Below are 22,080 nucleotides of genomic sequence, written 5' to 3' on the forward strand. Positions count from 1 at the left end.
GAGGAACAAGTATACGAATATCTTTCTTCTATTATAGTTTTTTTTGATGAAAATAAAAAGTGAAAAGCATAAAAAAATCCGCACGCATTGTTATTAATGCGTGTGGATTTTTGATTATTCTGCTTGGTCAGATGTTGAAGTTTCTGTTTTAGTCACTTCTTGTGCGCCAGTTACGATAATTTTACCTTCGTTATCTAACGTTGCGACTAATTGATGATTTTCAGGATGATCTAGATAGTATTCAGCAATACCGTCTTCAATTTGTTCTTGAATTGTTCGACGTAAAGGACGAGCGCCCATTGCAGGATCATAACCTAAATCAACGAGTTTCTCTTTGACTTCTGTTGGAACCTCAATGTGTAATTTTTGTTTAGCTAATAAGCCATTTACTTCTTCTAACATCAAGCTGACAATGTTCATCAGGTTTTCTTTGCTTAATGCTTTGAATTCGATAATACCATCGAAACGGTTAAGGAATTCGGGGGTGAAGAAGTTGTTCAATTGACCTAAAACAGATTTAGTCACACCTTCACGGGCAGCGCCAAAGCCAACGTTGGCTTCCACAGCTCCTGTTCCAGCATTACTTGTCATGATAATGATGGTGTCTTTAAAGCTGACTGTACGACCTTGTGCATCTGTTAAACGACCATCGTCGAGAATTTGTAAAAACATGTGTAAAACATCAGGATGCGCTTTTTCAATTTCATCCAATAAAATTAAACTATAAGGATTACGACGGACTTTTTCTGTGAGTTGTCCAGCTTCGTCATACCCAACATAGCCTGGAGGAGAACCAATCAGTTTAGAGACACTGTGTTTTTCCATGTACTCACTCATATCAAAACGAACCATCGAATCTTCTGAACCGAATAGCTCAAAGGCTAATTGTTTTGCTAATTCTGTTTTACCAACGCCTGTTGGCCCTACAAATAAGAAGGAACCAATTGGGCGGTTTTGTTTGCCTAGGCCTACACGATTGCGACGAATCGCTTTAGCTACTTTATCGACGGCATCATCTTGTCCGACAACATGAGCTTTTAAGTCAACAGCTAAATTTTTCAATTGGGTTTGTTCTTTTTCTTTTAAGTCACCGACAGGAATGCCAGTTTTTTGTTCCACAATGGATTCAATATCTTTTTCAGTGATGACGGGTGTTTCTTCATCGCTGATTTGTTTTTCTTTCATTGCTTGTAATTTATTGATTTGATCACGATAGTAAGCCGCTTTTTCAAAATCTTCTTCTGCGGAAGCTTGTTGTTTTTGTTGTTCCGCTTCTGCTAATTTTTTATCAATTGTTTTTGGATCGACGAGTTGGATAGTTAGATTCATTTTTGAACCAGATTCATCTAACAAGTCAATCGCTTTATCTGGTAAAAAGCGATCTTGAATGTAACGGTTGGATAAGTTTGCTGCTGCGTTAATCGCTTCATCTGTATATTTAACATGATGATAATCTTCATAACGTTTTTGCAAACCATGTAAAATCGTTATGGTTTCGGCAACGGTTGGCTCATCTACTTGGACTGGTTGCATCCGACGTTCTAAGGCAGCGTCTTTTTCAATAATACGGTACTCATTTAAAGTTGTGGCACCGACTAATTGTAATTCACCACGTGCTAAGGCTGGTTTTAAAATATTGCCAGCATCCATATTGCCATCACCAGCAGCACCAGCACCCACAATTTCATGGACTTCATCAATAAATAAAATGACATTTTCAGCTTCAGTGATTTCTTCAATCAATTTTTGCATCCGTTCTTCAAATTGTCCGCGAATACCAGTTCCTTGAACAAGTGAAACCACATCTAAACGAATGACTTCTTTGTCCAATAATTTTTGTGGCACATCGCCATCGACAATTTTTTGGGCTAAACCTTCGACAACGGCTGTTTTACCAACACCTGGTTCACCGATTAAAACGGGGTTGTTTTTTGTACGGCGATTTAAGATTTCAATGACACGCTTAATTTCTTGGTCACGTCCTACCACAGGATCGATATCTCCTTGGCGTGCCGCTTCGGTGATGTTAATCCCATACTCGCCTAGCAAACCTTGACCAGCGCCAGCGCCTCCGCGAGGGGGTTGACCGCCATTACCACCATCACCAAATTGAGTGGGTGGTGTTTGTTGTTCATAAGGATTCCCTTGTTGCATTTGGCGAGAAAGAGAACGATATAAATCGTCTAAACTCCCAAAGCCAAAAGGGTCTTGTCCCATATTTTGAGGGGAATTATTTGCTTGATTTTTTAATTTTTGATAGCAGCTTTGGCAATAGTCTAGTTGTTTTCTTTGACCATTCACATTTGCATATAAATGAATTGTTGCTTCATTTTGTTGACAATTTTGACAAATCATTGAATGAAACACATCCTTTCAAAATAACTGAGGCCAGAAAAATAGTTGTTTGCTCTATTATTTCTAGTAAACAGACCATTTTTCCTCAAACCAGCCAAGTACTAGATAGCAGGAATAAATTCTGTCTATAAAACCACTTGACCATTTTTGACCTTTGAGGTTATTATAGCATTTTTTGTAAGAGAATCAAGTAAAAGACCTTGTTTAAAAAAAGGCAAAGATTCGATTTTTTTACAGACAATTGCGCCATTTTCAAGTAAACTATAAGAGTTGATATTTAAGAGAAAGAGTGGTGAAATCAATGGCTGAAAATCCTTTTGTAGAAAAAATTGCTTCATTAAAAGCTGGAGAAATCTCTGAATTAATCGTGGAGCAAAATGAATTTTTCCAATTTCGTGATGCTTGGATTTCTTTGCCTGACCGCGCGGAAATTGTTGGAGAAGCGGGGTTAAATGGACGAATCATTTATCGTTACCAAAAAGAGGAAGAATAGTCAGTGCAAAACATCACGAAATTTAAGCAAAAAGTGTTGTGTAAGATAGAAAAAAATGGTAATCTTAGAAACTGAAAGGGTCTTTTTTCGAGTAGACGTTTGATTTTAGCGTATCAAGAAAGGAAAACCCTAACATAAAAATTTTTTATTTACGAAGGAGACCGATTTATATGGAAAAGAAAGAATTTCACATTGTAGCAGAAACAGGAATTCACGCACGTCCAGCTACTTTATTAGTACAAACTGCAAGCAAATTTAACTCAGATATTAACTTAGAATACAAAGGTAAATCTGTTAACTTAAAATCAATCATGGGCGTTATGTCTTTAGGCGTTGGTCAAGGTTCTGACGTAACAATCACTGTTGATGGTGCTGACGAAGCTGAAGGAATGGCAGCAATCGTTGAAACATTACAAAAAGAAGGATTGGCTGAATAATGTCTGAGATGCTAAAAGGGATTGCCGCAAGTGATGGCGTTGCTGTTGCTAAAGCTTACCTGCTAGTTCAACCTGACTTGTCTTTCAACAAAACTTCCGTAGAAGATACTGATGCAGAAGCAACTCGCTTAGACGATGCTTTAGCAAAATCTACTGAAGAGTTGCAAGCAATTCGCGACAAAGCAGCTCAAAGCCTTGGTGAAGCAGAAGCGCAAGTTTTCGATGCTCATTTAATGGTTTTATCTGACCCAGAAATGGTTGGTCAAATCAAACAAAATATCCAAGACAACAAAGTCAATGCAGAAGCTGCCTTGAAAGAAGTTACGGATATGTATATTGGTATGTTTGAAGCAATGGACGACAATGCTTACATGCAAGAGCGTGCAGCAGATATTCGTGACGTTGCCAAACGTATCTTAGCACATTTATTAGGTGTGACTCTTCCGAATCCTTCAATGATTAACGAAGAAGTAATCGTGGTTGCCCATGACTTAACACCTAGTGATACTGCACAATTAGACCGTACGTATGTTAAAGCCTTTGTTACAGACATCGGCGGACGTACTTCTCACTCAGCAATCATGGCTCGTTCGTTAGAAATCCCTGCAATCGTTGGTACAAAAGAAATTACTGACAAAGTAAAAGCAGGCGATATTTTAGCAGTGAACGGAATCATTGGGGATGTTATTATTGACCCAACAGATGCTGAAAAATCTGAATTTGAAGCAGAAGCAAAAGCTTATGCAGATCAAAAAGCAGAATGGGATAAACTAAAAAATGCAGAAACAGTGACAGCTGACGGCAAACATGTTGAGTTAGCTGCAAACATTGGTACACCAAAAGATTTAGAAGGCGTACACAAAAACGGCGGCGAAGCTGTTGGTTTATATCGTACAGAATTCTTATACATGGATTCATCTGACTTTCCAACTGAAGAGGACCAATACCAAGCGTATAAAGCAGTTCTTGAAGGAATGGAAGGAAAACCAGTTGTGGTTCGTACAATGGATATTGGTGGGGACAAAGAGCTTCCTTACCTAACATTACCACACGAAATGAACCCATTCTTAGGTTACCGTGCATTACGTATTAGCTTATCAGAACTAGGTGACGGCATGTTCCGTACACAAATGCGTGCATTATTACGTGCGTCTGTTCATGGTAACTTACGTATCATGTTCCCAATGGTTGCTACTTTGAAAGAATTTAGAGCAGCGAAAGCAATCTTTGAAGACGAAAAACAAAAATTAGTCAACGAAGGTGTTGAAGTTTCAAAAGATATCCAAGTAGGTATTATGATTGAAATTCCAGCAGCTGCCGTATTAGCTGATAAATTTGCCAAAGAAGTAGACTTCTTTAGTGTTGGAACCAACGACTTAATCCAATACACAATGGCGGCAGACCGTATGAACGAACGCGTTTCTTACTTATACCAACCATACAACCCATCAATCTTACGTTTAATTAAAAATGTAATTGATGCAGCACACGCTGAAGGTAAATGGGCTGGTATGTGCGGTGAAATGGCGGGCGATCAAACAGCTGTTCCATTACTATTGGGTATGGGCTTAGATGAGTTCTCAATGAGTGCTACATCTATCCTTAAAACACGTAGCTTGATGAAACGTCTAGACACAACTAAAATGGCTGAACTTGCTGACCGCGCATTAAAAGAATGCGACACGATGGAAGAAGTCGTTGCATTAGTTGAAGAATATACAAAATAATTAAGTGATTATGAAAGCACATCGACAATTGTCGATGTGCTTTTTTATTGTTGCGCTTCACGTATTTTTTTCTTGAAATAATAAATCGTGCTTCCCAAAATGAATAGAAAAACTAGCGTGATGCTACTCACCAGTTTCCAAGGGAAATTGGTGTGTTTTTCAGGTGGGAGGTTGACGGCGGTAGCATTGTATTTTTTAGCTTCTTTTTCTTGGATGACTAAGTGTTTTTCCCACGAATAGTCTTGATAGCCATCGTTTACTTTGATTTTTACAGTATAATTTCCAGGAACAAAAGGTTGTTCCTTTAAGTCAATCCGATAATTAAAATTTGTATTAGGGGCCATTGTTAACGACTCTTGGTGATTTTCGTAGCGAGGTTTAGCTTCTTTTTCATAATATAAAGAGGCATCGACTTGTAATTTTTTAATCATAGCCGCTTGTTTGTTTTGGAGATTCATTAATACGCGGTTACGACCGTTAGCTTGATCGGTTTTTACTTCATTTAAAGATAATTCTGGCTGAACAGGTTCATCTGTTTCACTAAGTAAGACGCCGACTACATAAGAAAAACGATTATTGATGGCCACGCCGTTTTCTGAGTGAGCAGGTTGTTCATCTGACTTTTGTTCAAAGTAGAGTCCTCCTAAAACGTACCCATTAAATGGTTTTTCCGGTAAAGTAAGCTGACATTCAACAGTCTTGGTTGAGTGTTTAGGTAGGTGGATTTCTTTTGGTAATTGCGCAATCTCATTAAAAGTAAAAGGTGCAGATGGATCTTTTTTTGTTTCAGCATGAGAATAATCTGCCAAGCCATTATCATTAGTAATCGCTGCATTGGCTGAAGCTAGCACGGTAATGTCGTTGGCTGTTTGATTCGTTAGTTCGATTTGTAGCTTTTGTGTTTGGTTTGGAGCGACACGTAAATCAAAATAACTTGTCTCTTTGGTTCGTTGATTGTCGGGTAAAATAGCTTTTACAGAAAAAGTCATTTCGCTTGCTTCTACAGAATAAGAGCCAATAAAAAATAAAAAAATGATGACGCTAATAGCATGGAGCCATTTAAAAAGCTGCTGATTCATAGTGTGCACTCCTTTTTGACAATTTTTTATAACAAGGTATTGCATGAAGTTGTTTCATGCAATACCTTGTTTGTTTTCTTTTAAAGTGGTGTATCATCCAAAATCCAAGTAAGCGTTGTTTTATATTGTTTAGCTGCAACTTTTTTCGTTGTCGCAGGAACAGTTAATTGAATGCCTTGAGCAGCGGTCGCTCCGCTACCAAAAGCTAATGTCCAAGTGCCCATTCCTGTTGAAAGAGCGGCAGTCGCCACAGGAGAAGTGGCGGCACCAGTTGGATCCAAGGTTACTGGGACCGTTAATGGCGCCAAAGAAAGTAACTGTGTTGAATTGGGTGTTGCTGCTAAAAAGGTCAAGGATGCATTATCCAAAACAGCGGGTGTTGAATCACTTGTAGCAAATTGCGCACTCTGTTTAACTGATAATTTCCAGCCAAGATTTAGACCACGTTTGTCAGTTACTTGAACATAGTTTGGCACGCTAATTAAATCGCCAGTACTATTTTGCACTTGGTCTAGTTGTGCCGAATAGATTGCTGTACCGGCTTGAATTTGTTTTGATCCAAAATGGATATTTGAAACATAGTCAATACTAAGGGGTCCGGCTGTACCAGGTTGATGAGGATCAGCAGGATTAGGTGTCACAGGCTGAGAAGGGTTCGTCGGGTTGACAGGTGGCGTGACAGTATTATCAAGAGCAAACGTAATATCAGCGTTGGATTGAATAGAAGCGACTTGAGCTGCTTCAACTTTTGGACTATTTAAAAGCATAAGAGGCGTAGCAACGAACAAAATGCTTGTAATGCGCACGATCTTTTTCATTTTTTATTCCTTCTTTCTTGTTTATTTTTAACTTTTAAAAAAGCTAAATCCTAATTAGAGGGGTGTATCAGAAAGAATCCATTGTAATTCGGCAGTGTAAGATTCTTTGACCGTTAAATTAAGGTCAGGAGCAACGCTTAAAAAAAGTCCATTTTGTTGGTTCCAAGGAATTTCTACATTGTTATCATCCGTTGCGGTGTATTGATAAACTTCGGTTGCTAAAGAGGAGATAGGGAAATCACTGCCATTTTTTCGATAAATGAAAGCTTGCTGGATCGTTTTATTTGTAGAAGTTGAATGCATGGGCTGACTCTCTCTTACCAACAAATGCCATGGTGTTTTTGCAACACGACCATCGGCAATGAGGAAAGGAGCGCTGATGGTCGATGGTGAGTATATGGTTCGTTTGCTGGGGAAAGGTAAATTTTTAAAGGAAACTGTAGTTGGCATCTGCACAAAACGGAGGGTACCGTTTTTGATAGGTAAAGACTGTTCTTTAGTGATTGGCGTAATTGGCGTTCCGCCACCATCATTGCCAGTAACCGTGCTAGAAAATAAAAGAAATTGGTTTATCCATTCTTCTGTAACCGTTGCTGTATATTGTAAGGTAAATTGTGTATTGGCTTCCGTAAAATTATCTGCTGGCAGCGAATTATGATAACTCCAATACGGCAAACCAGTGGAACTATCAGTTAAAAGTTGAAGCCCAGCTATTGGCGTACTTAAACCTGCTGCTGATTGTTTTGTTAATGTAGCAGCTGAAAGTTGGGACAGTCCTTTAGGCACCGTTGCTCGTAATTGCTGATTCATCCACGTTGCTGGTTGATTGGTTAAACGTGTGGTTAACGTAAAACGAATGATTTGACCACTTACGACAGAGTTTGCAGCTTCCCAGAGCCCTTGTGCATTTTTCCGCTCAATGATTTGCGTGACCGTTAGTTGAGGCACAGGATAAGCAACTGTTTGAGAAACAGTAGAACTGGTTAACAAAGGCAGGCCAGTGCGATTGCTGACCCCTTGGACCCACAAGCTGACCGTTTCTCCTCCTTGGAAAGTGGGTAAATTAGCAAATTGAAAATGGCCATTGGAATCTAAGGACGTTGTGTAAATAGAACCACCATTTATTTGTACTTTAACTTGATAGGTTCCGTTAGATGCTTGAGAAGCTTTACCTGAAAGTTGAGTTGAGCCGGCATTAGCGACTACGTTTGTGACTGGTTGGATTGACCAATTGACACTTTGGTCAGCTGAGTGGCTGCTTTGAATATAGTCGGTTGACGTTTTTGAACGAGCAAAGACAATTGTAGAGAGCGTGTCGCCATATTCTAATGGTGAAGCTAAAGAGGTCGAGAAATTTCCAGCTGCATCAACAGAAATTCCCTTCACCACTATGGGGGTAGTGGTTCCATCATGGTGGTTCAAGGTTAATTGAACAGAGTAGCTATAGTTTGGGTCTTGCACTTGTTGAATAGTCCCTGTTACAGTAGTGTCCAGATGATTTGGTTGAGTTAGTTTGGCTGGTGTGACTTGAGGAACGGGATAATTCCCTAAACTAAGTTGAGCTTTGCTAATTACGCCTGTTTTTGTATTGTTTCCAATAATAATATTAATTGCACCTAATCCAGTGCCGACATCTGTAAAGGTTCCTCGAATCGGATAGTCTTTGCCGTTAAGAGCAGGAGGGATTGAAATTCCTCGTTTATAAAGTGCGCCGACATCAAACGAAATGGCGGCAGACCATTTGGTTCCGGGAAGTAACACCAAGGTGCTACTTGGAAAAGTCAGATAAACAGAATGATAAGTGCTACTATAAGAGAGGCTGACGCCGTTAGTTGAACTGTGAATATCTTGAGTGGCTGTTCCTGGATAACTGACGGTCCCTGTTAAAAGAGTCAGAAAATCTTGTTGCTTTAGAGTGTCGTTATCTAACTGACTTGAAATTTCTGTAGGAAGTTGAATAGCAATAATCGGTCGATCATTAATTGCTAAGCCGATAAGTGTCACACTGTATTCATACGAAAGTGTGATAATATCTTGGTTATACGTTCCCGTGCTTAAGGTACTTTTTAAGGTGCTATTACCAACAGAAACACTAGCTGGCGTAGGTGCCATAGGTTCATCGTTTTCAGAGGAAGCATGGGTTTGCTCGGTTTCTTGTTCCACGATATCGGTTGCTTGAGTTGTTTGTTGTTCTGTTGAAACTGAGGTAAATGTTTCACTAAAAGTAGAGGCGTGAGTTGTAGGGTTCAGTGTTTCAGAATGAGCTATCAAAGGTTGAGTCAGCGATAAAAAAAGCCATGATATGATGCAAGAAAAGATTCCCCAGACGAACTTATTCAAAACCATCCTCTCCTTTTTTGATATTATATGTATAATGACGAAAATATATAATGCGTAAATATTGAGTACATACATTCTATAATGAGCCATTCATAAAGTAAAGCGATTACATCCGATGGTGAACAAGATATTTTAATCACAATCTTTTAGTGTTTTAAGAAGGAAATTTCTCGAAATTCTATGCTTTTTTAATCCGAAAAAATTAAAAAACTGATAGTTTGCTAAAAATCGAGTCTTTCTTTCACTTCTTAGCACTTAAAATATTTACATTTTCCTAGGGATAGTGTACTATTTAAAGGTATGCATAAATAAAGTTTGATGTATAAAATTAAATGTTATTCGGAGGGAAACAAATGTCTGCGAAATGGGAAAAAAAAGGCACTAATGATGGTGTATTAACTTTTTCAATCGAACAAGCAGTAATCGAAAAAGGATTAACGCAAGCGTTCAATAAAGTGAAAAAAAACTTAAACGTACCTGGTTTCCGTAAAGGAAAAGTATCACGTACTGTTTTTAACCGTATGTATGGAGAAGAAGCGTTATACGAAGATGCGTTAAACGCTGTTTTACCAGAAGCATATGAAGCGGCTGTATTAGAAGCAGGAATTGAACCAGTAGCACAACCAAAAATTGATGTTGAAAGCATGAATAAAGGGGAAGACTGGGTTATCACTGCTGAAGTAACTGTAAAACCTGAAGTAAAATTAGGCGAATACAAAAACTTAACAGTGTCTAAACAAGACCGTGAAGTAACAGATGAAGACGTGGAAGCACGTTTGAAACGCGAACAAGAATCTCAAGCTGAATTAGTAATCAAAGAAGATGCCGCTGCTGAAAATGGCGACACTGTAGTTATCGACTTTGAAGGCTTCTTAGGCGACGAAGCATTTGAAGGCGGCAAAGGCGAAAATTACTCATTAGAACTAGGTTCTAATTCATTTATTCCAGGCTTTGAAGACCAATTAGTTGGCAAAAAAGCTGGCGAAGAAGTAGAAGTAAACGTTACTTTCCCTGAAGATTACCAAGCAGAAGATTTAGCTGGTAAAGAAGCAGTCTTCAAAGTAACTGTTCATGAAGTAAAAGCAAAAGAATTACCAGAATTGGATGATGAATTTGCAAAAGACGTTGACGATTCAGTAGAATCATTAGACGAATTAAAAGAAAAATTCCGTAAAGAATTGACAGAAGCAAAAGAAGCAGCAGCTGAAGAAGCAAAAGACGAAGAAGCGATTCGTTTAGCTGTTGAAAATGCTGAAATCGTTGAATTACCACACGTAATGGTTCATGACGAAGTTCACCGTTCAATGGATGAATTCTTAAACAACATGCAACGCCAAGGAATTTCTCCTGAAATGTACTACCAATTAACTGGTTCTACAGAAGAAGATTTACACAAACAATTTGAAGGCGAAGCAGAAACACGCACAAAAACAAACTTAGTGATTGAAGCAGTTGCCAAAGCTGAAAACATCGAAGTAACACAAGAAGACATCGATGCTGAAGTGAAAGATTTAGCAGAACAATACAACATGCCTGAAGCGCAAGTACGTAAAGTATTAAACAACGACATGTTAGAACATGATATTCGTATGAAACGTGCTGTTGAAACAATTACTGAAACAGCTGTTGAAAAATAAACATTTTTAATAAGCTCTTCATTCGATAGAGTTTTCTAAAACTGTAGATGGAAGGTGTCTTTCATCTACAGTTTTTTTCATATAAAATAACTTTTGAAAGGGTGTGTCAAAATGGATAAAAATTATTCGAAAATTAAATATGGATTAGTGGTATTTGGCATCTTATGCTTGACGTACAATCTCTGGGAATTTTTTACGGCCAAGTATTCAGCAAAACAAGGTGTGACGTTTGTTATCGAATGTTTACTTGGAATTGGGCTGATCTTTTTACCAGATCTTGTCAATAAATTTTTAAAAATTATTATGCCACCGACCATCGTTTATTTTTACTGGTTTTTCTTATTTATTTCAGTATTCCTAGGAACCTCGTTGCATATGATTTCAATCATTTCGTTCTGGGATAAAATTCTACACTTTGTTAGTCCGATGCTGTTAACTGCTGTTGGTTATGGTATTGCTGGTTTCCTATTGAAGAAAACGAAGTACGCCGATGTTTCCCCGTGGTTATTTTTATTATTTGGGTTTGCATTTGCAGGGCTTTGTGGCGTCTTCTGGGAATTCTGGGAATTTATCTGCGATTCATTAGGAAACATGAACTTACAACGCTATAATATGTCCAACGGCCAACCATTTATTGGGCGTGCTGCTTTAATGGATACGATGGGGGATTTATTTACCAATACCCTTGGGGCCTTTGTGATGGGCGTGTACACGTATATCAGAAGCAAAGGAAACCCTGAGTATTTAGAAAATTATGCGATAAAGAGAAAATAATAATAAAAAAGCGATTCAACCATGGTTGAATCGCTTTTTTGCTGTTTTTTTTTAAGCAGGTACTTCGACAGGTTTTTTCAAAAGTCCGTAGACAATTCCTGAAATAATCGCACCAATTAAGATGAACAATAGATATAGTAATGGATTACTTAATAGGAAGACAACGAAGATTCCTCCATGTGGTGCCAATAATTTGATACCAAACGCACCAACCAACGCACCAGTAAAGGCAGAACCTACCACGAAACTTGGAATCACACGTAATGGGTCAGCTGCTGCAAAAGGAATTGCCCCTTCAGTGACAAAAGAAAGGCCCATTACAATATTGGTTAAGCCAGCGTCTTGTTGATCTTTTGTAAATTTATTTTTAAATAAACGAGTTGCTACGAAAATTGCTAATGGAGGAACCATTCCGCCAGCCATTACAGAAGCCATGACCACGCTGCCACCTTCTGCAACAGTACTTGCTAGCGTAGCTGTACCGAAAACATAAGCAGCTTTGTTAACTGGTCCACCTAAGTCGATGGCCATCATACCAGCTAATAAGGCACCAAGTAAAGCTGCATTTGTGCCATCTAAGCCAAGTAGGAAATGATTTAACGCATCATTAATTGCTTTCATCGGGATGTTAATGACTAACATTAATAAGCCCGTAATAATCAAACCAAAAACTGGATAGAATAAAATGGTTTTAATTCCATCTAATGATTTTGGCAAGCCTTTGAAGACTTTACGTAAAAGAACCACTACATAACCAGCTAAGAAACCACCGATTAGGGCCCCAAGGAATCCAGCTCCGCCAGCATTTGCTAATGCACCAGCCGCGAAACCAGCAACTAAGCCTGGACGATCCCCAATACTAGAAGCAATAAAACCAGCTAAGACAGGTAACATAAAGCCAAATGCTGCGCCACCAATTTGGTTAAACCAGCTAGCTACGTCATTGTAATTACCTAAGTTGGCTAATTGATCTTGAGGAACTCCGATAAATTGATCAATCATAAAGGAAAGAGCAATGGCAATTCCGCCACCAATAACGAAAGGTAACATATGAGAAACACCATTCATTAAATCTTTATAGATACGAGAACCGATTGAACCTTCCGCTGAATCCTCTTGGTCGCTTGCAGCCGAGTCACTGCCATGGAAAGTAGGAGCTTCACCACTAATGGCTAAGTTAATTAGTTCTTCGGTTTTACGAATTCCATCACTGACGGGACGATTGACTAATTTTTTACCATCAAAACGATTCATTTCTACTTTTTTATCGGCTGCGACAATCACGCCATCAGCACGAGCAATATCTTCAGCAGTTAAACGATTTTTAATTCCTTCTGAACCGTTTGTTTCTACTTTAATGTCTACGCCCATTTCTTTTGCTTTTTTCTTCAGCGCATCTTCGGCCATGTAAGTATGGGCAATTCCTGTAGGACAAGCAGTCACAGCAATAATATATTTACGATTGCTTTCTGGTGCTGGCGTTGTTTGTTCTTGTTCTGCTTTTTCTTCCGCTTCTTTTTGATCTTCTGCTGCTTGGAAAAGAGCTTGTACTGCTTCTGGAGTTTCCGCTTCTTTCAATTTGCCAACAAAGTCTGGATCGATAAGTAATCGAGAAAGGGCCGCAAGCGCTTGGAGATGTGTATCATTAGCGCCTTCTGGAGCAGCAATCATGAAGAATAGATAAGTAGGTTGTCCATCTAGTGCTTCATAATCAACACCTTTTTTACTTTTAGCGAAAAGAACTGTCGGTTCTTTTACGGCACTATTTTTTGCGTGAGGCATAGCGATGCCGTCGCCTAAACCAGTCGATGTTTGTGCTTCGCGTTTTAAAATTCCTTCTTTGTAAGTGTCAATGTCAGAGATGCGGCCACCATCGTATAATTTTTGGACCATTTCATCAATCGCGCCTTTTTTATCAGTAGCTTGTAAATCCATAATCATGACATCTTTTATTAATAAATCATTAATGTTCACTCTATTTTCCTCCCTTAGTGGATTTATTCTGAAATTTTTTCAATTGTTACTTCGTGAATAAGTTCTTGGATAAAATCTTCTGAGGCTAAATCATCAGAAAATGCGGTCGCGCTACCGCAAGCGACACCCCATTTGAAAGCCTCTAAAGGATCTTGTGTTTTTGAAAAGTTGCCAATAAAACCAGCAATCATTGAGTCGCCAGCGCCGACAGAATTTTTCAGTGGACGTTTTAAAACGTTGGAACGATAAACACCTTCTGTTGTGAAAAGTAATGCACCATCACCAGCCATTGAGATAATTACGTGTTGCGCTCCTTCTTCTAGTAACCGATGTCCATAAGGTAAAATGTCTTCAACACTTGTAAAGGTTGTATGATATAATTCTGCCAACTCATGATTATTTGGCTTGACCAATAAAGGCTTTTGTGACAAAGCGTTCATTAAATCTTCACCTGTCGTATCAATAACAAATTCTGCGCCTTTTTCCTTCACAATTTGGATTAATTCTTCGTAAAATCCTTTGCGTAGAGAAGCAGGTGTACTTCCTGAAAGAACAACAATATCACCAGCCTGAACACGACTAACTGCTTGTTTTAGTTCTTGAATTTCTTCGTTTGTTAGAGCAGGTCCTAAGCCGTTAATTTCTGTTTCAGTATCTGATTTCAATTTAATGTTGATTCGTGTATCAGCAGACACGGGAGTGAAATTCGTTTGGATTTCTTCTTTTTTCAACCAATCGGCAATGAATGAGCCTGTAAAGCCACCTAAAAAACCTAAGGCAGTGGATTCTGTCTCCATACGTTTTAAAATACGTGAAACGTTGATTCCTTTGCCACCAGGTAATTTAAAATCATTCGTCATCCGATTTAAATCACCAATTTGTAGATGATCGACATGAACGATAAAGTCGATAGAAGGGTTTAAAGTCACTGTGTAAATCATTTGTTTGCCTCCATTAAAATAGTTTTTTGCTGGAATCCTTGAAGCGATTCAGCAGGGCAGTAGTCAGTTAGTAAAGTAACTGACTCTAATTCTTCCACTTTGGTAAACGTTACTTCATTAAATTTTGTATGATCCAGTAAAACATAGGCTGTTTCTGCTTGATGAATAGCCAAGGCTTTTAGCGCTGCTTCTTCGGGATCAGGCGTCGTTAAACCAAACTCTAAATGTGCGCCGTTAGTTCCTAAAAAAGCTTTGTTAAAACGAAAATGTTGTAGCTGTTCCATACTAGTGGCACCAATGATTGCTTTAGTGGAGAGCTTCAAAGTACCACCAAGCATAATAGTGGGAATTTCCATGTCGCTAAGTTTTGCAGCATGATGTACGGAATTCGTCACTACATGGATTTGTTTCCCAACTAAAAAAGGGATCATTTCTAACGTGGTTGAACCAGCATCTAAATAGATCATATCGCCATCTTGTACACAACTAGCGGCTAAAGAAGCAATCTTTTGCTTTTCGTGCGTGTTTTTGATTGATTTTTCCGTCATGTTTTGTTCAAAGCCTAAATTAAGAATACGCTTAGCGCCGCCGTGAATGCGTTCTAACAAATTGGCGTCTTCTAATTCTTGTAAATCGCGGCGGATTGTGGATTCTGAAGCATTGAATAAGCTAGCAAGTTCTTGTGATTTGACGACTGATTTTTGATCTAACAATTGTAAAATTTTTTGATGTCGTTCTTCCGTAAGCATTTTCATCCCTCATTTCATGGATATAATAGCACAAATGAAAACGCTAATCAATCTAAAACGGTCAAAAACATTCAAAAAAATTAAAAAACAGTCATAAGAAAAAAAGAAAGCTGCTGAACCTGAGTTCAGCAGCTTTCTTTAATTCACTAAATCATTCGGTAAAGTTTTTTGATAAATCTCTTTTTTGACTTGGTAAGCGAGTTTTTCATCGGTCAAAATAATGAGCACATCGCCAACATGCATAACAGTATCACCATGTGTTAAAATTTCCGATTCACCACGGCGAATGGAAGTGAGCAACATTTGTTTAGGCCAGACAAAATCACGTACCATCGTATCATCTAAGGAACTTTCTGCAGTGATAGGTAATTCAATAATCGTTTTGTGGCCACGAATATTACTTACTTTAGAAGGAACCAAACGTTCTAATAAGCTTTCATAAATTGGCTTGCCGCCAAGACTATCGATGGTAATATAACTAACTAAAGCGACAACCCCTAAAGACATTAAATGAGAAAAATTGCCGACCATTTCTGTTACTAAAATAATCGCTGTTAACGGTGCTTTGCCGATCGCAGTAAAATAACCAGCCATGGCAAAAATTAAAAAGTTTTTCACAAAAATTGGATCCATCCCTACGTATTGGACAAGTAGACTGCCATACAATGTTCCGATAATGGCACCTAAAGTTAGAATAGGCAAGAAAATACCACCAGGGAGATTCGAACCGTAAGAAACCATTGAAAAAACAAAACGTAAAACCAATAAGCCGACTAAAGCCCAAATCGTGGCCGGTTGATTGCCTAAAGCTAAAACAATTTGATTCCCACCGCCAAGTAAATGTGGAAAGAAATAACCAATCGGTAAAATCAAAATAAAAGGAATAAAACCATAATAATTAGAAGAAAGGCCTTTGATTTTTCCATATACTTTTGGTAAGGACAACAATGTTTTTTGATATATCCAACCTAATAATCCTAGCAAAACGCCCAGCAGGACTAATGTCCAATAGTACTCTAAAGGCAAAGATTTAACCGGACCAATATAAAGAACTGGCTGCAATCCGAAGAAATGCAAAGAAACAAAGTTAGCGGAAATGGCCGCAGAAAAAGAGGTTAACCAAACTAAAGGTGAAAAGGAATGGTGAACCTCTTCTAGAACAAATAAAAGTCCTGCGATTGGTGCGTTAAAAGCGGCGGCTAAACCAGCACTGGCACCACTACTGATTAAAATTTTTTCTTCAGACTTGGTGCTTTGCCGCCATTGACTATAGCCTTGTCCAACCACTGCACCTAGTTGAATTGAAGGACCTTCACGTCCCAAAAATAGCCCAGGACTAATCGCTAAGATCCCACCGATAAATTTTTTCCAAAGCACTGGAAACCAGTGAATTTCTAATTGACCTTGAAGTTGTCCTTCCACTTGGGGAATGCCACTTCCTTTAATTGCTGGTTCGCTTTTGATCAGTCGTCCTAATAAATAAGCAAGCACGAGAGAAAATAAGAACCAAGGAATCATCCAAAAGGGTTTTTCGTGAAACGTTTGATACAGATGAACGACTTGTTCGCCAATTTTTTCAATGCCTAAGCGAAATAAGCTGACAACAAAGCCGACCAGAATTCCGACGACGATGCCTTTAAGGATAAAGCCGATTCGGGTACCATCTAATTGTTTAATTTCATGTACATCATTATTCATTTCATTTTTAGCCTCCATCACTACTTACTAATGTACTGCGGTTTGACTTGATTTACAAGAAAATTTCATATAAAAAGAAAAAGATTTTTTGTTCTTTTCTAAAGAACTTCAAAGGGATTTTTGGTATACTGTATAAGATTGAAAAAAGAGAGAGGACGTTTAATATGACACAAAAACATGCCTTGGTTCAGGGAATGAATCCTCGACAAGAAGAAGCCGTTTTGCATACAGAAGGACCACTGTTAGTCATGGCTGGTGCTGGTAGTGGAAAAACGCGGGTTTTAACACACCGAATTGCCTATCTAATTGAGGAAAAAGAAGTAAATCCATGGAATATTTTGGCGATTACGTTTACCAATAAAGCTGCTAAAGAAATGAAAGAGCGTGTAAATAAATTACTGGAAACGGGTGGCGAAGATGTATGGGTCTCCACTTTTCACTCCATGTGTGTAAGAATTTTACGTCGTGATGTGGATCAGATTGGTTACAACCGTAATTTTACAATTATTGACCCATCGGAACAAAAAACATTAATGAAACGCATCTTAAACGACTTAAATATTGATTCAAAAAAATATGATCCTCGCTCAATTTTAGGTACGATTAGCAATGCCAAAAATGAATTACAAACGCCTGAAAAAGTTGCTGAAATGCAAGGTTCCTTATATGAAGAAATTGTCGCAAAATGCTATGAAGCCTATCAAAAAGAATTACGCAAAAACCAATGTATGGATTTTGATGATTTGATTATGAATACGATTCGTTTATTCAATGAACAACCAGATACGTTGGCTTTCTACCAAAATAAATTTCACTATATTCATGTGGATGAATACCAAGATACCAATCATGCACAATATACCTTAGTTAATTTATTGGCTGCACGTTTCAAAAATCTGTGTGTCGTAGGTGATGCCGACCAAAGTATCTATGGTTGGCGCGGGGCGGATATGCAAAATATCTTGGATTTTGAAAAAGATTATCCAGATGCCAGTGTAATTTTGCTAGAACAAAATTATCGATCCACCAAAAACATTTTGGCGGCTGCGAATGATGTCATCAAAAATAACCGTAACCGCCGCGAGAAAGAACTGTGGACAGAAAATATAGACGGTGAAAAAATTGTCTATTATCGTGGGGACACAGAACGAGATGAAACACAATTTATTGTGAGCCAAATCCAAAAAGAAATGCGGGAAAATGACCGAATTTATGGTGATTTTGCGGTATTATATCGGACCAATGCTCAATCCCGTGTAGTGGAAGAAATGCTCTTGAAATCTAATATTCCGTATACCATGGTGGGCGGACATAAATTCTACGACCGTAAAGAAATTAAAGATATTTTGGCTTATTTAAGTTTGATTGCCAATCCAGATGATTCGATTAGTTTTGAACGAATTGTCAATGAACCAAAACGAGGAATCGGTAAAAGTTCAATTGAAAAATTACGGCTATTTGCGGATACGCATGGTTGGGCTTTGCTGGAAGCTGCCCAAAATGTTGATTTGGCAAATATTTCAGGAAAAGCGGGTAAAGAGCTTGGCAATTTTGGCATGATGATTCAAGACTTAACGAAAACAGTGCCCTATTTAACGATTACAGAATTGGTGAAAGAAACTTTACAACGTAGTGGTTATCGGGAAGCTTTGATGGCGCAAAATAATTTAGAGTCTCAAGCTCGCTTAGAAAACTTGGACGAATTTTTATCTGTGACACAAGAATTTGATAAACGTTTTGAAGCGCAAAATAACGACGATCCAAATGGCGAAGAAACAAAATTGGCGGATTTCTTAACAGATTTAGCCTTGGTTTCTGATTTAGATAATTTAGAAGAGAGCTCTTCACAAGTAACCTTAATGACGTTGCATGCGGCCAAAGGGCTGGAATTTCCAGTGGTCTTTTTAATGGGCTTAGAAGAAGGGGTTTTCCCATTATCACGTGCCATGCTAGAAGAAAGTGAACTGGAAGAAGAACGGCGCTTGGCTTATGTTGGTATCACACGAGCGGAAGAAGCCCTGTTCTTAACGAATGCTTATTCGAGAACATTATATGGTCGCACGCAATATAATCGACCAAGTCGCTTTTTAGAAGAAATTGAGGCGGAGCGTTTAATGAAACAAGGGGCGGCGGCCAATTTACAGAAAGCTCCAGCGCGCACCTTTGATCCTAAAGTATTTAAGCCCAGCGCAAGTAAACCAGCTTATACACAGCCAGCTACAAAATCAGTTAGCAACAAAGTGGCAAGTGGTGGCGAAAAAGTTTCTTGGCAAGCAGGTGATAAGGTCCAACATAAAGCATGGGGCGTTGGTACAGTCGTTCGTGTAGGCGGTTCGGCCAAAGACTTAGAGTTGGACATTGCTTTCCCAGAAAAAGGCATAAAACGGTTGTTAGCGGCATTTGCACCAATTGAAAAAATTTAACATGCAAAATAGGTCAGCTATTTAATGAGAAATCATCATTAGTTAAATTCTTTTTATTTTCTATCTTAGTGTAAATGTGTTAAAAAGACGATAAGAGCATTACACTTATGAGGAGGAGTTCTACGATGGAACAACAACCATTAACATTAACGGCGGCGACAACTCGTGCGCAAGAATTAAGAAAACAACTCAATCAATATTCCCATGAATATTATGTCAAAGATCAACCATCCGTAGAAGATTATGTTTACGATCGTTTGTATAAAGAGTTAGTCGATATTGAAACGGAGTTTCCTGATTTAATCACGCCAGATTCGCCGACACAACGTGTAGGTGGCAAAGTTTTATCTGGTTTTGAAAAAGCTCCGCATGACATTCCAATGTATAGTTTAAATGATGGGTTTAGCAAGGAAGACATTTTTGCTTTTGATGAACGTGTTCGTAAGGCGATTGGTAAACCCGTTGCTTACTGTTGTGAGTTAAAAATTGATGGGTTAGCAATTTCATTACGTTATGAAAACGGGGTGTTTGTACGCGGAGCAACACGAGGCGATGGAACGGTTGGTGAAAACATTACAGAGAACTTACGAACGGTTCGCTCTGTACCGATGCGTTTAACGGAGCCCATTTCAGTGGAAGTTCGTGGCGAGTGCTACATGCCTAAACAATCCTTTGTCGCATTGAATGAAGAACGTGAAGAAAATGGCCAAGATATTTTTGCCAATCCTCGGAATGCAGCGGCGGGAAGCTTGCGCCAATTAGATACAAAAATTGTGGCAAAACGGAACTTAAATACGTTTTTATACACTGTTGCTGACTTTGGACCAATGAAAGCGAAGACGCAGTTTGAGGCATTAGAAGAGCTTTCTGCAATTGGTTTTAGAACCAATCCTGAACGTCAATTATGTCAGTCAATCGATGAAGTTTGGGCCTACATTGAAGAATACCATGAAAAGCGGAGCACTTTGCCATACGAAATCGATGGAATTGTGATTAAAGTGAACGAATTTGCGTTGCAAGATGAATTAGGTTTCACTGTCAAAGCACCTCGCTGGGCGATTGCCTACAAATTTCCACCAGAAGAAGCAGAAACAGTAGTGGAAGATATTGAATGGACAATTGGGCGCACGGGGGTGGTCACTCCTACTGCGGTCATGGCTCCTGTACGAGTCGCGGGAACCACGGTTAGTCGGGCAAGTTTGCATAATGCAGATTTTATTCAAATGAAAGATATCCGTTTAAATGATCATGTTATTATTTACAAAGCCGGCGATATTATCCCAGAAGTAGCGCAAGTCCTAGTTGAAAAACGTGCAGCCGATAGTCAGCCTTATGAAATGCCGACACATTGTCCGATTTGTCATAGTGAGTTAGTGCATTTAGATGAGGAAGTGGCGTTACGTTGTATTAATCCAAAATGCCCTGCGCAAATTAAAGAAGGGCTGAATCACTTTGTCTCACGAAACGCAATGAACATTGATGGCTTGGGGCCACGAGTGTTAGCACAAATGTATGACAAAGGATTAGTGAAAGACGTAGCGGATCTGTATTTCTTAACAGAAGAACAATTAATGACTTTGGATAAAATCAAAGAAAAATCAGCAAACAACATTTATACTGCCATTCAAGGGAGTAAAGAAAACTCTGTCGAACGTTTGATTTTTGGCTTAGGGATTCGCCATGTGGGTGCGAAAGCGGCGAAAATTTTAGCGGAGCATTTTGGTGATTTATCAACCTTAAGTCGAGCAACTGCGGAAGAAATTGTGGCTTTGGATTCAATTGGTGAAACAATCGCCGACAGCGTTGTGACGTATTTTGAAAATGAGGAAGTTCATGAATTAATGGCTGAACTGGAAAAAGCCCAAGTGAACTTGACATATAAAGGTCTCCGGACAGAGCAATTAGCAGAAGTGGAGTCACCTTTCAAAGACAAAACAGTTGTTTTAACAGGAAAATTAATGCAGTACACTCGCGAAGAAGCCAAAGAAAAAATTGAAAATCTTGGTGGAAAAGTTACAGGGAGTGTTTCGAAAAAAACTGATATTGTGGTTGCTGGCGAAGATGCTGGCAGTAAATTAACCAAAGCTGAAAGCTTAGGCGTGACCGTTTGGAATGAACAAGAAATGGTCGATGCGTTAGATGCAAGTCGTTTTTAAGAAGACAAATTAACGTTGTCAGATTTTATGTAGTAATTTGATGGTATACTTATTTTAGTCATAAAAGTTATATGAACGAGGACTTTCTGAGTTGAGAAAGGAGGTTGATGCTTATGCGCAATTCTTCTTACTTTAACGAAAGGAGCAATATTTTTGTCCGTTGAAGCAGCGCTAGGACTGATGATTGGTTTTGCAACACTTGTTGTGACCATTATCTTCGGTATCTTAGCGCTTGTCTTAGACAACAAAAATAACCGTTCATAAGCTTTGAGGAGCTGAACGGTTAAGCGTTTGAAATAAAACCAATAACTCAGTAAGCCACCAGTTCTTATAACTGGTAGTGGCTATTAGAGAGGTATGTTCCTGCATATCTCTCTTTTCATTTTCATAATAACATATTTCCGTCATTTTTGCGAGCGACAAATTATCAATGAAATTCAAGGTTTCATCTAAAATATCCGACCATTTTATGGTAGAAT

At 38.7% G+C, this 22,080-nt stretch carries 17 protein-coding genes; 8 read left to right on the forward strand and 9 right to left on the reverse strand.

The window, feature by feature from the left end:
• Nucleotides 1-114: 114 nt before the first annotated feature.
• The gene (locus IGL07_RS02550; RefSeq protein WP_010817044.1) at nucleotides 115-2,355 is read right to left on the reverse strand and encodes an ATP-dependent Clp protease ATP-binding subunit; all 2,241 of its coding nucleotides are present in this window, start codon (nucleotides 2,353-2,355) and stop codon (nucleotides 115-117) included.
• A 301-nt stretch (nucleotides 2,356-2,656) separates the two neighbouring features.
• On the opposite strand from IGL07_RS02550, the gene IGL07_RS02555 reads away from it, so the two are divergent.
• The 3 genes from IGL07_RS02555 (at nucleotide 2,657) to ptsP (ending at nucleotide 5,012) form a co-directional block, all read left to right on the forward strand.
• Entirely contained in the window at nucleotides 2,657-2,848 is a 192-nt protein-coding gene (locus IGL07_RS02555; RefSeq protein ID WP_002366170.1) for a hypothetical protein, read from the forward strand.
• 170 nt (nucleotides 2,849-3,018) lie between these two features.
• Nucleotides 3,019-3,285, forward strand: a complete 267-nt coding sequence (locus IGL07_RS02560) for a phosphocarrier protein HPr (protein WP_002355551.1) — start codon at nucleotides 3,019-3,021, stop codon at nucleotides 3,283-3,285.
• Nucleotides 3,285-5,012, forward strand: a complete 1,728-nt coding sequence (gene ptsP / locus IGL07_RS02565; protein ID WP_010712008.1) for a phosphoenolpyruvate--protein phosphotransferase — start codon at nucleotides 3,285-3,287, stop codon at nucleotides 5,010-5,012. Before IGL07_RS02560 ends, ptsP begins: the two co-directional genes overlap by 1 nt.
• A 44-nt stretch (nucleotides 5,013-5,056) precedes the next feature.
• On the opposite strand, the gene IGL07_RS02570 is transcribed toward ptsP, so the two are convergent.
• The 3 genes from IGL07_RS02570 to IGL07_RS02580 are packed head-to-tail and all read right to left on the reverse strand — an operon-like array spanning nucleotide 5,057 to nucleotide 9,339.
• Nucleotides 5,057-6,136, reverse strand: coding sequence for a DUF916 and DUF3324 domain-containing protein (locus IGL07_RS02570; protein WP_002394640.1), 1,080 nt, complete (start codon nucleotides 6,134-6,136; stop codon nucleotides 5,057-5,059).
• Between the two features lie 35 nt (nucleotides 6,137-6,171).
• Nucleotides 6,172-6,909 carry a WxL domain-containing protein gene (locus tag IGL07_RS02575; protein WP_010817045.1) on the reverse strand — a complete coding sequence of 246 codons (738 nt, stop codon included), beginning with the start codon at nucleotides 6,907-6,909 and terminating at the stop codon, nucleotides 6,172-6,174.
• A gap of 54 nt (nucleotides 6,910-6,963) precedes the next feature.
• Nucleotides 6,964-9,339, reverse strand: coding sequence for a hypothetical protein (locus tag IGL07_RS02580; RefSeq protein ID WP_025189482.1), 2,376 nt, complete (start codon nucleotides 9,337-9,339; stop codon nucleotides 6,964-6,966).
• A 263-nt stretch (nucleotides 9,340-9,602) separates the two neighbouring features.
• Here IGL07_RS02580 and tig point away from each other — a divergent pair, with 263 nt between their 5' ends.
• Together tig and IGL07_RS02590 are read left to right on the forward strand one after the other, a co-directional pair.
• Entirely contained in the window at nucleotides 9,603-10,886 is a 1,284-nt protein-coding gene (gene tig / locus IGL07_RS02585) for a trigger factor (protein WP_002355556.1), read from the forward strand.
• Nucleotides 10,887-10,997: 111 nt separating this feature from the next.
• On the forward strand, nucleotides 10,998-11,660 hold the full coding sequence (locus IGL07_RS02590; protein ID WP_002375943.1) for a hypothetical protein: 663 nt from the start codon (nucleotides 10,998-11,000) through the stop codon (nucleotides 11,658-11,660).
• A 51-nt stretch (nucleotides 11,661-11,711) separates the two neighbouring features.
• Here the strand turns inward: IGL07_RS02590 and IGL07_RS02595 are convergent, their stop codons facing one another.
• From IGL07_RS02595 to IGL07_RS02610, 4 genes are all read right to left on the reverse strand, one after another.
• Nucleotides 11,712-13,634: a PTS fructose transporter subunit IIABC gene (locus IGL07_RS02595; protein WP_002382993.1), complete on the reverse strand. Its 1,923-nt coding sequence runs from the start codon at nucleotides 13,632-13,634 to the stop codon at nucleotides 11,712-11,714.
• A gap of 23 nt (nucleotides 13,635-13,657) precedes the next feature.
• Nucleotides 13,658-14,575 (reverse strand): 1-phosphofructokinase, encoded by a 918-nt coding sequence (gene pfkB, locus IGL07_RS02600; RefSeq protein WP_002363177.1) that lies wholly within the window; start codon nucleotides 14,573-14,575, stop codon nucleotides 13,658-13,660.
• Nucleotides 14,572-15,324: a DeoR/GlpR family DNA-binding transcription regulator gene (locus IGL07_RS02605; protein ID WP_002381250.1), complete on the reverse strand. Its 753-nt coding sequence runs from the start codon at nucleotides 15,322-15,324 to the stop codon at nucleotides 14,572-14,574. The genes pfkB and IGL07_RS02605 overlap by 4 nt, the downstream gene beginning before the upstream one ends.
• A gap of 138 nt (nucleotides 15,325-15,462) precedes the next feature.
• Nucleotides 15,463-17,022 (reverse strand): ClC family H(+)/Cl(-) exchange transporter, encoded by a 1,560-nt coding sequence (locus IGL07_RS02610; RefSeq protein ID WP_002368023.1) that lies wholly within the window; start codon nucleotides 17,020-17,022, stop codon nucleotides 15,463-15,465.
• A gap of 164 nt (nucleotides 17,023-17,186) precedes the next feature.
• On the opposite strand from IGL07_RS02610, the gene pcrA reads away from it, so the two are divergent.
• A complete protein-coding gene (gene pcrA, locus IGL07_RS02615) occupies nucleotides 17,187-19,445 on the forward strand; it encodes a DNA helicase PcrA (protein ID WP_002363179.1) in 2,259 nt (752 codons plus the stop codon).
• A gap of 125 nt (nucleotides 19,446-19,570) precedes the next feature.
• Nucleotides 19,571-21,601, forward strand: coding sequence for an NAD-dependent DNA ligase LigA (gene ligA / locus IGL07_RS02620; RefSeq protein ID WP_010817048.1), 2,031 nt, complete (start codon nucleotides 19,571-19,573; stop codon nucleotides 21,599-21,601).
• Here the strand turns inward: ligA and IGL07_RS02625 are convergent.
• Nucleotides 21,598-21,813: a hypothetical protein gene (locus tag IGL07_RS02625; protein ID WP_002398121.1), complete on the reverse strand. Its 216-nt coding sequence runs from the start codon at nucleotides 21,811-21,813 to the stop codon at nucleotides 21,598-21,600. The genes ligA and IGL07_RS02625 overlap by 4 nt on opposite strands.
• Here IGL07_RS02625 and IGL07_RS02630 point away from each other — a divergent pair.
• Nucleotides 21,779-21,865 (forward strand): hypothetical protein, encoded by an 87-nt coding sequence (locus IGL07_RS02630; RefSeq protein WP_306173767.1) that lies wholly within the window; start codon nucleotides 21,779-21,781, stop codon nucleotides 21,863-21,865. The genes IGL07_RS02625 and IGL07_RS02630 overlap by 35 nt on opposite strands.
• Nucleotides 21,866-22,080: the final 215 nt, after the last annotated feature.

The organism is Enterococcus sp. DIV1368f, assembly GCF_051712245.1.
GTDB classification, from domain to species: domain Bacteria; phylum Bacillota; class Bacilli; order Lactobacillales; family Enterococcaceae; genus Enterococcus; species Enterococcus faecalis.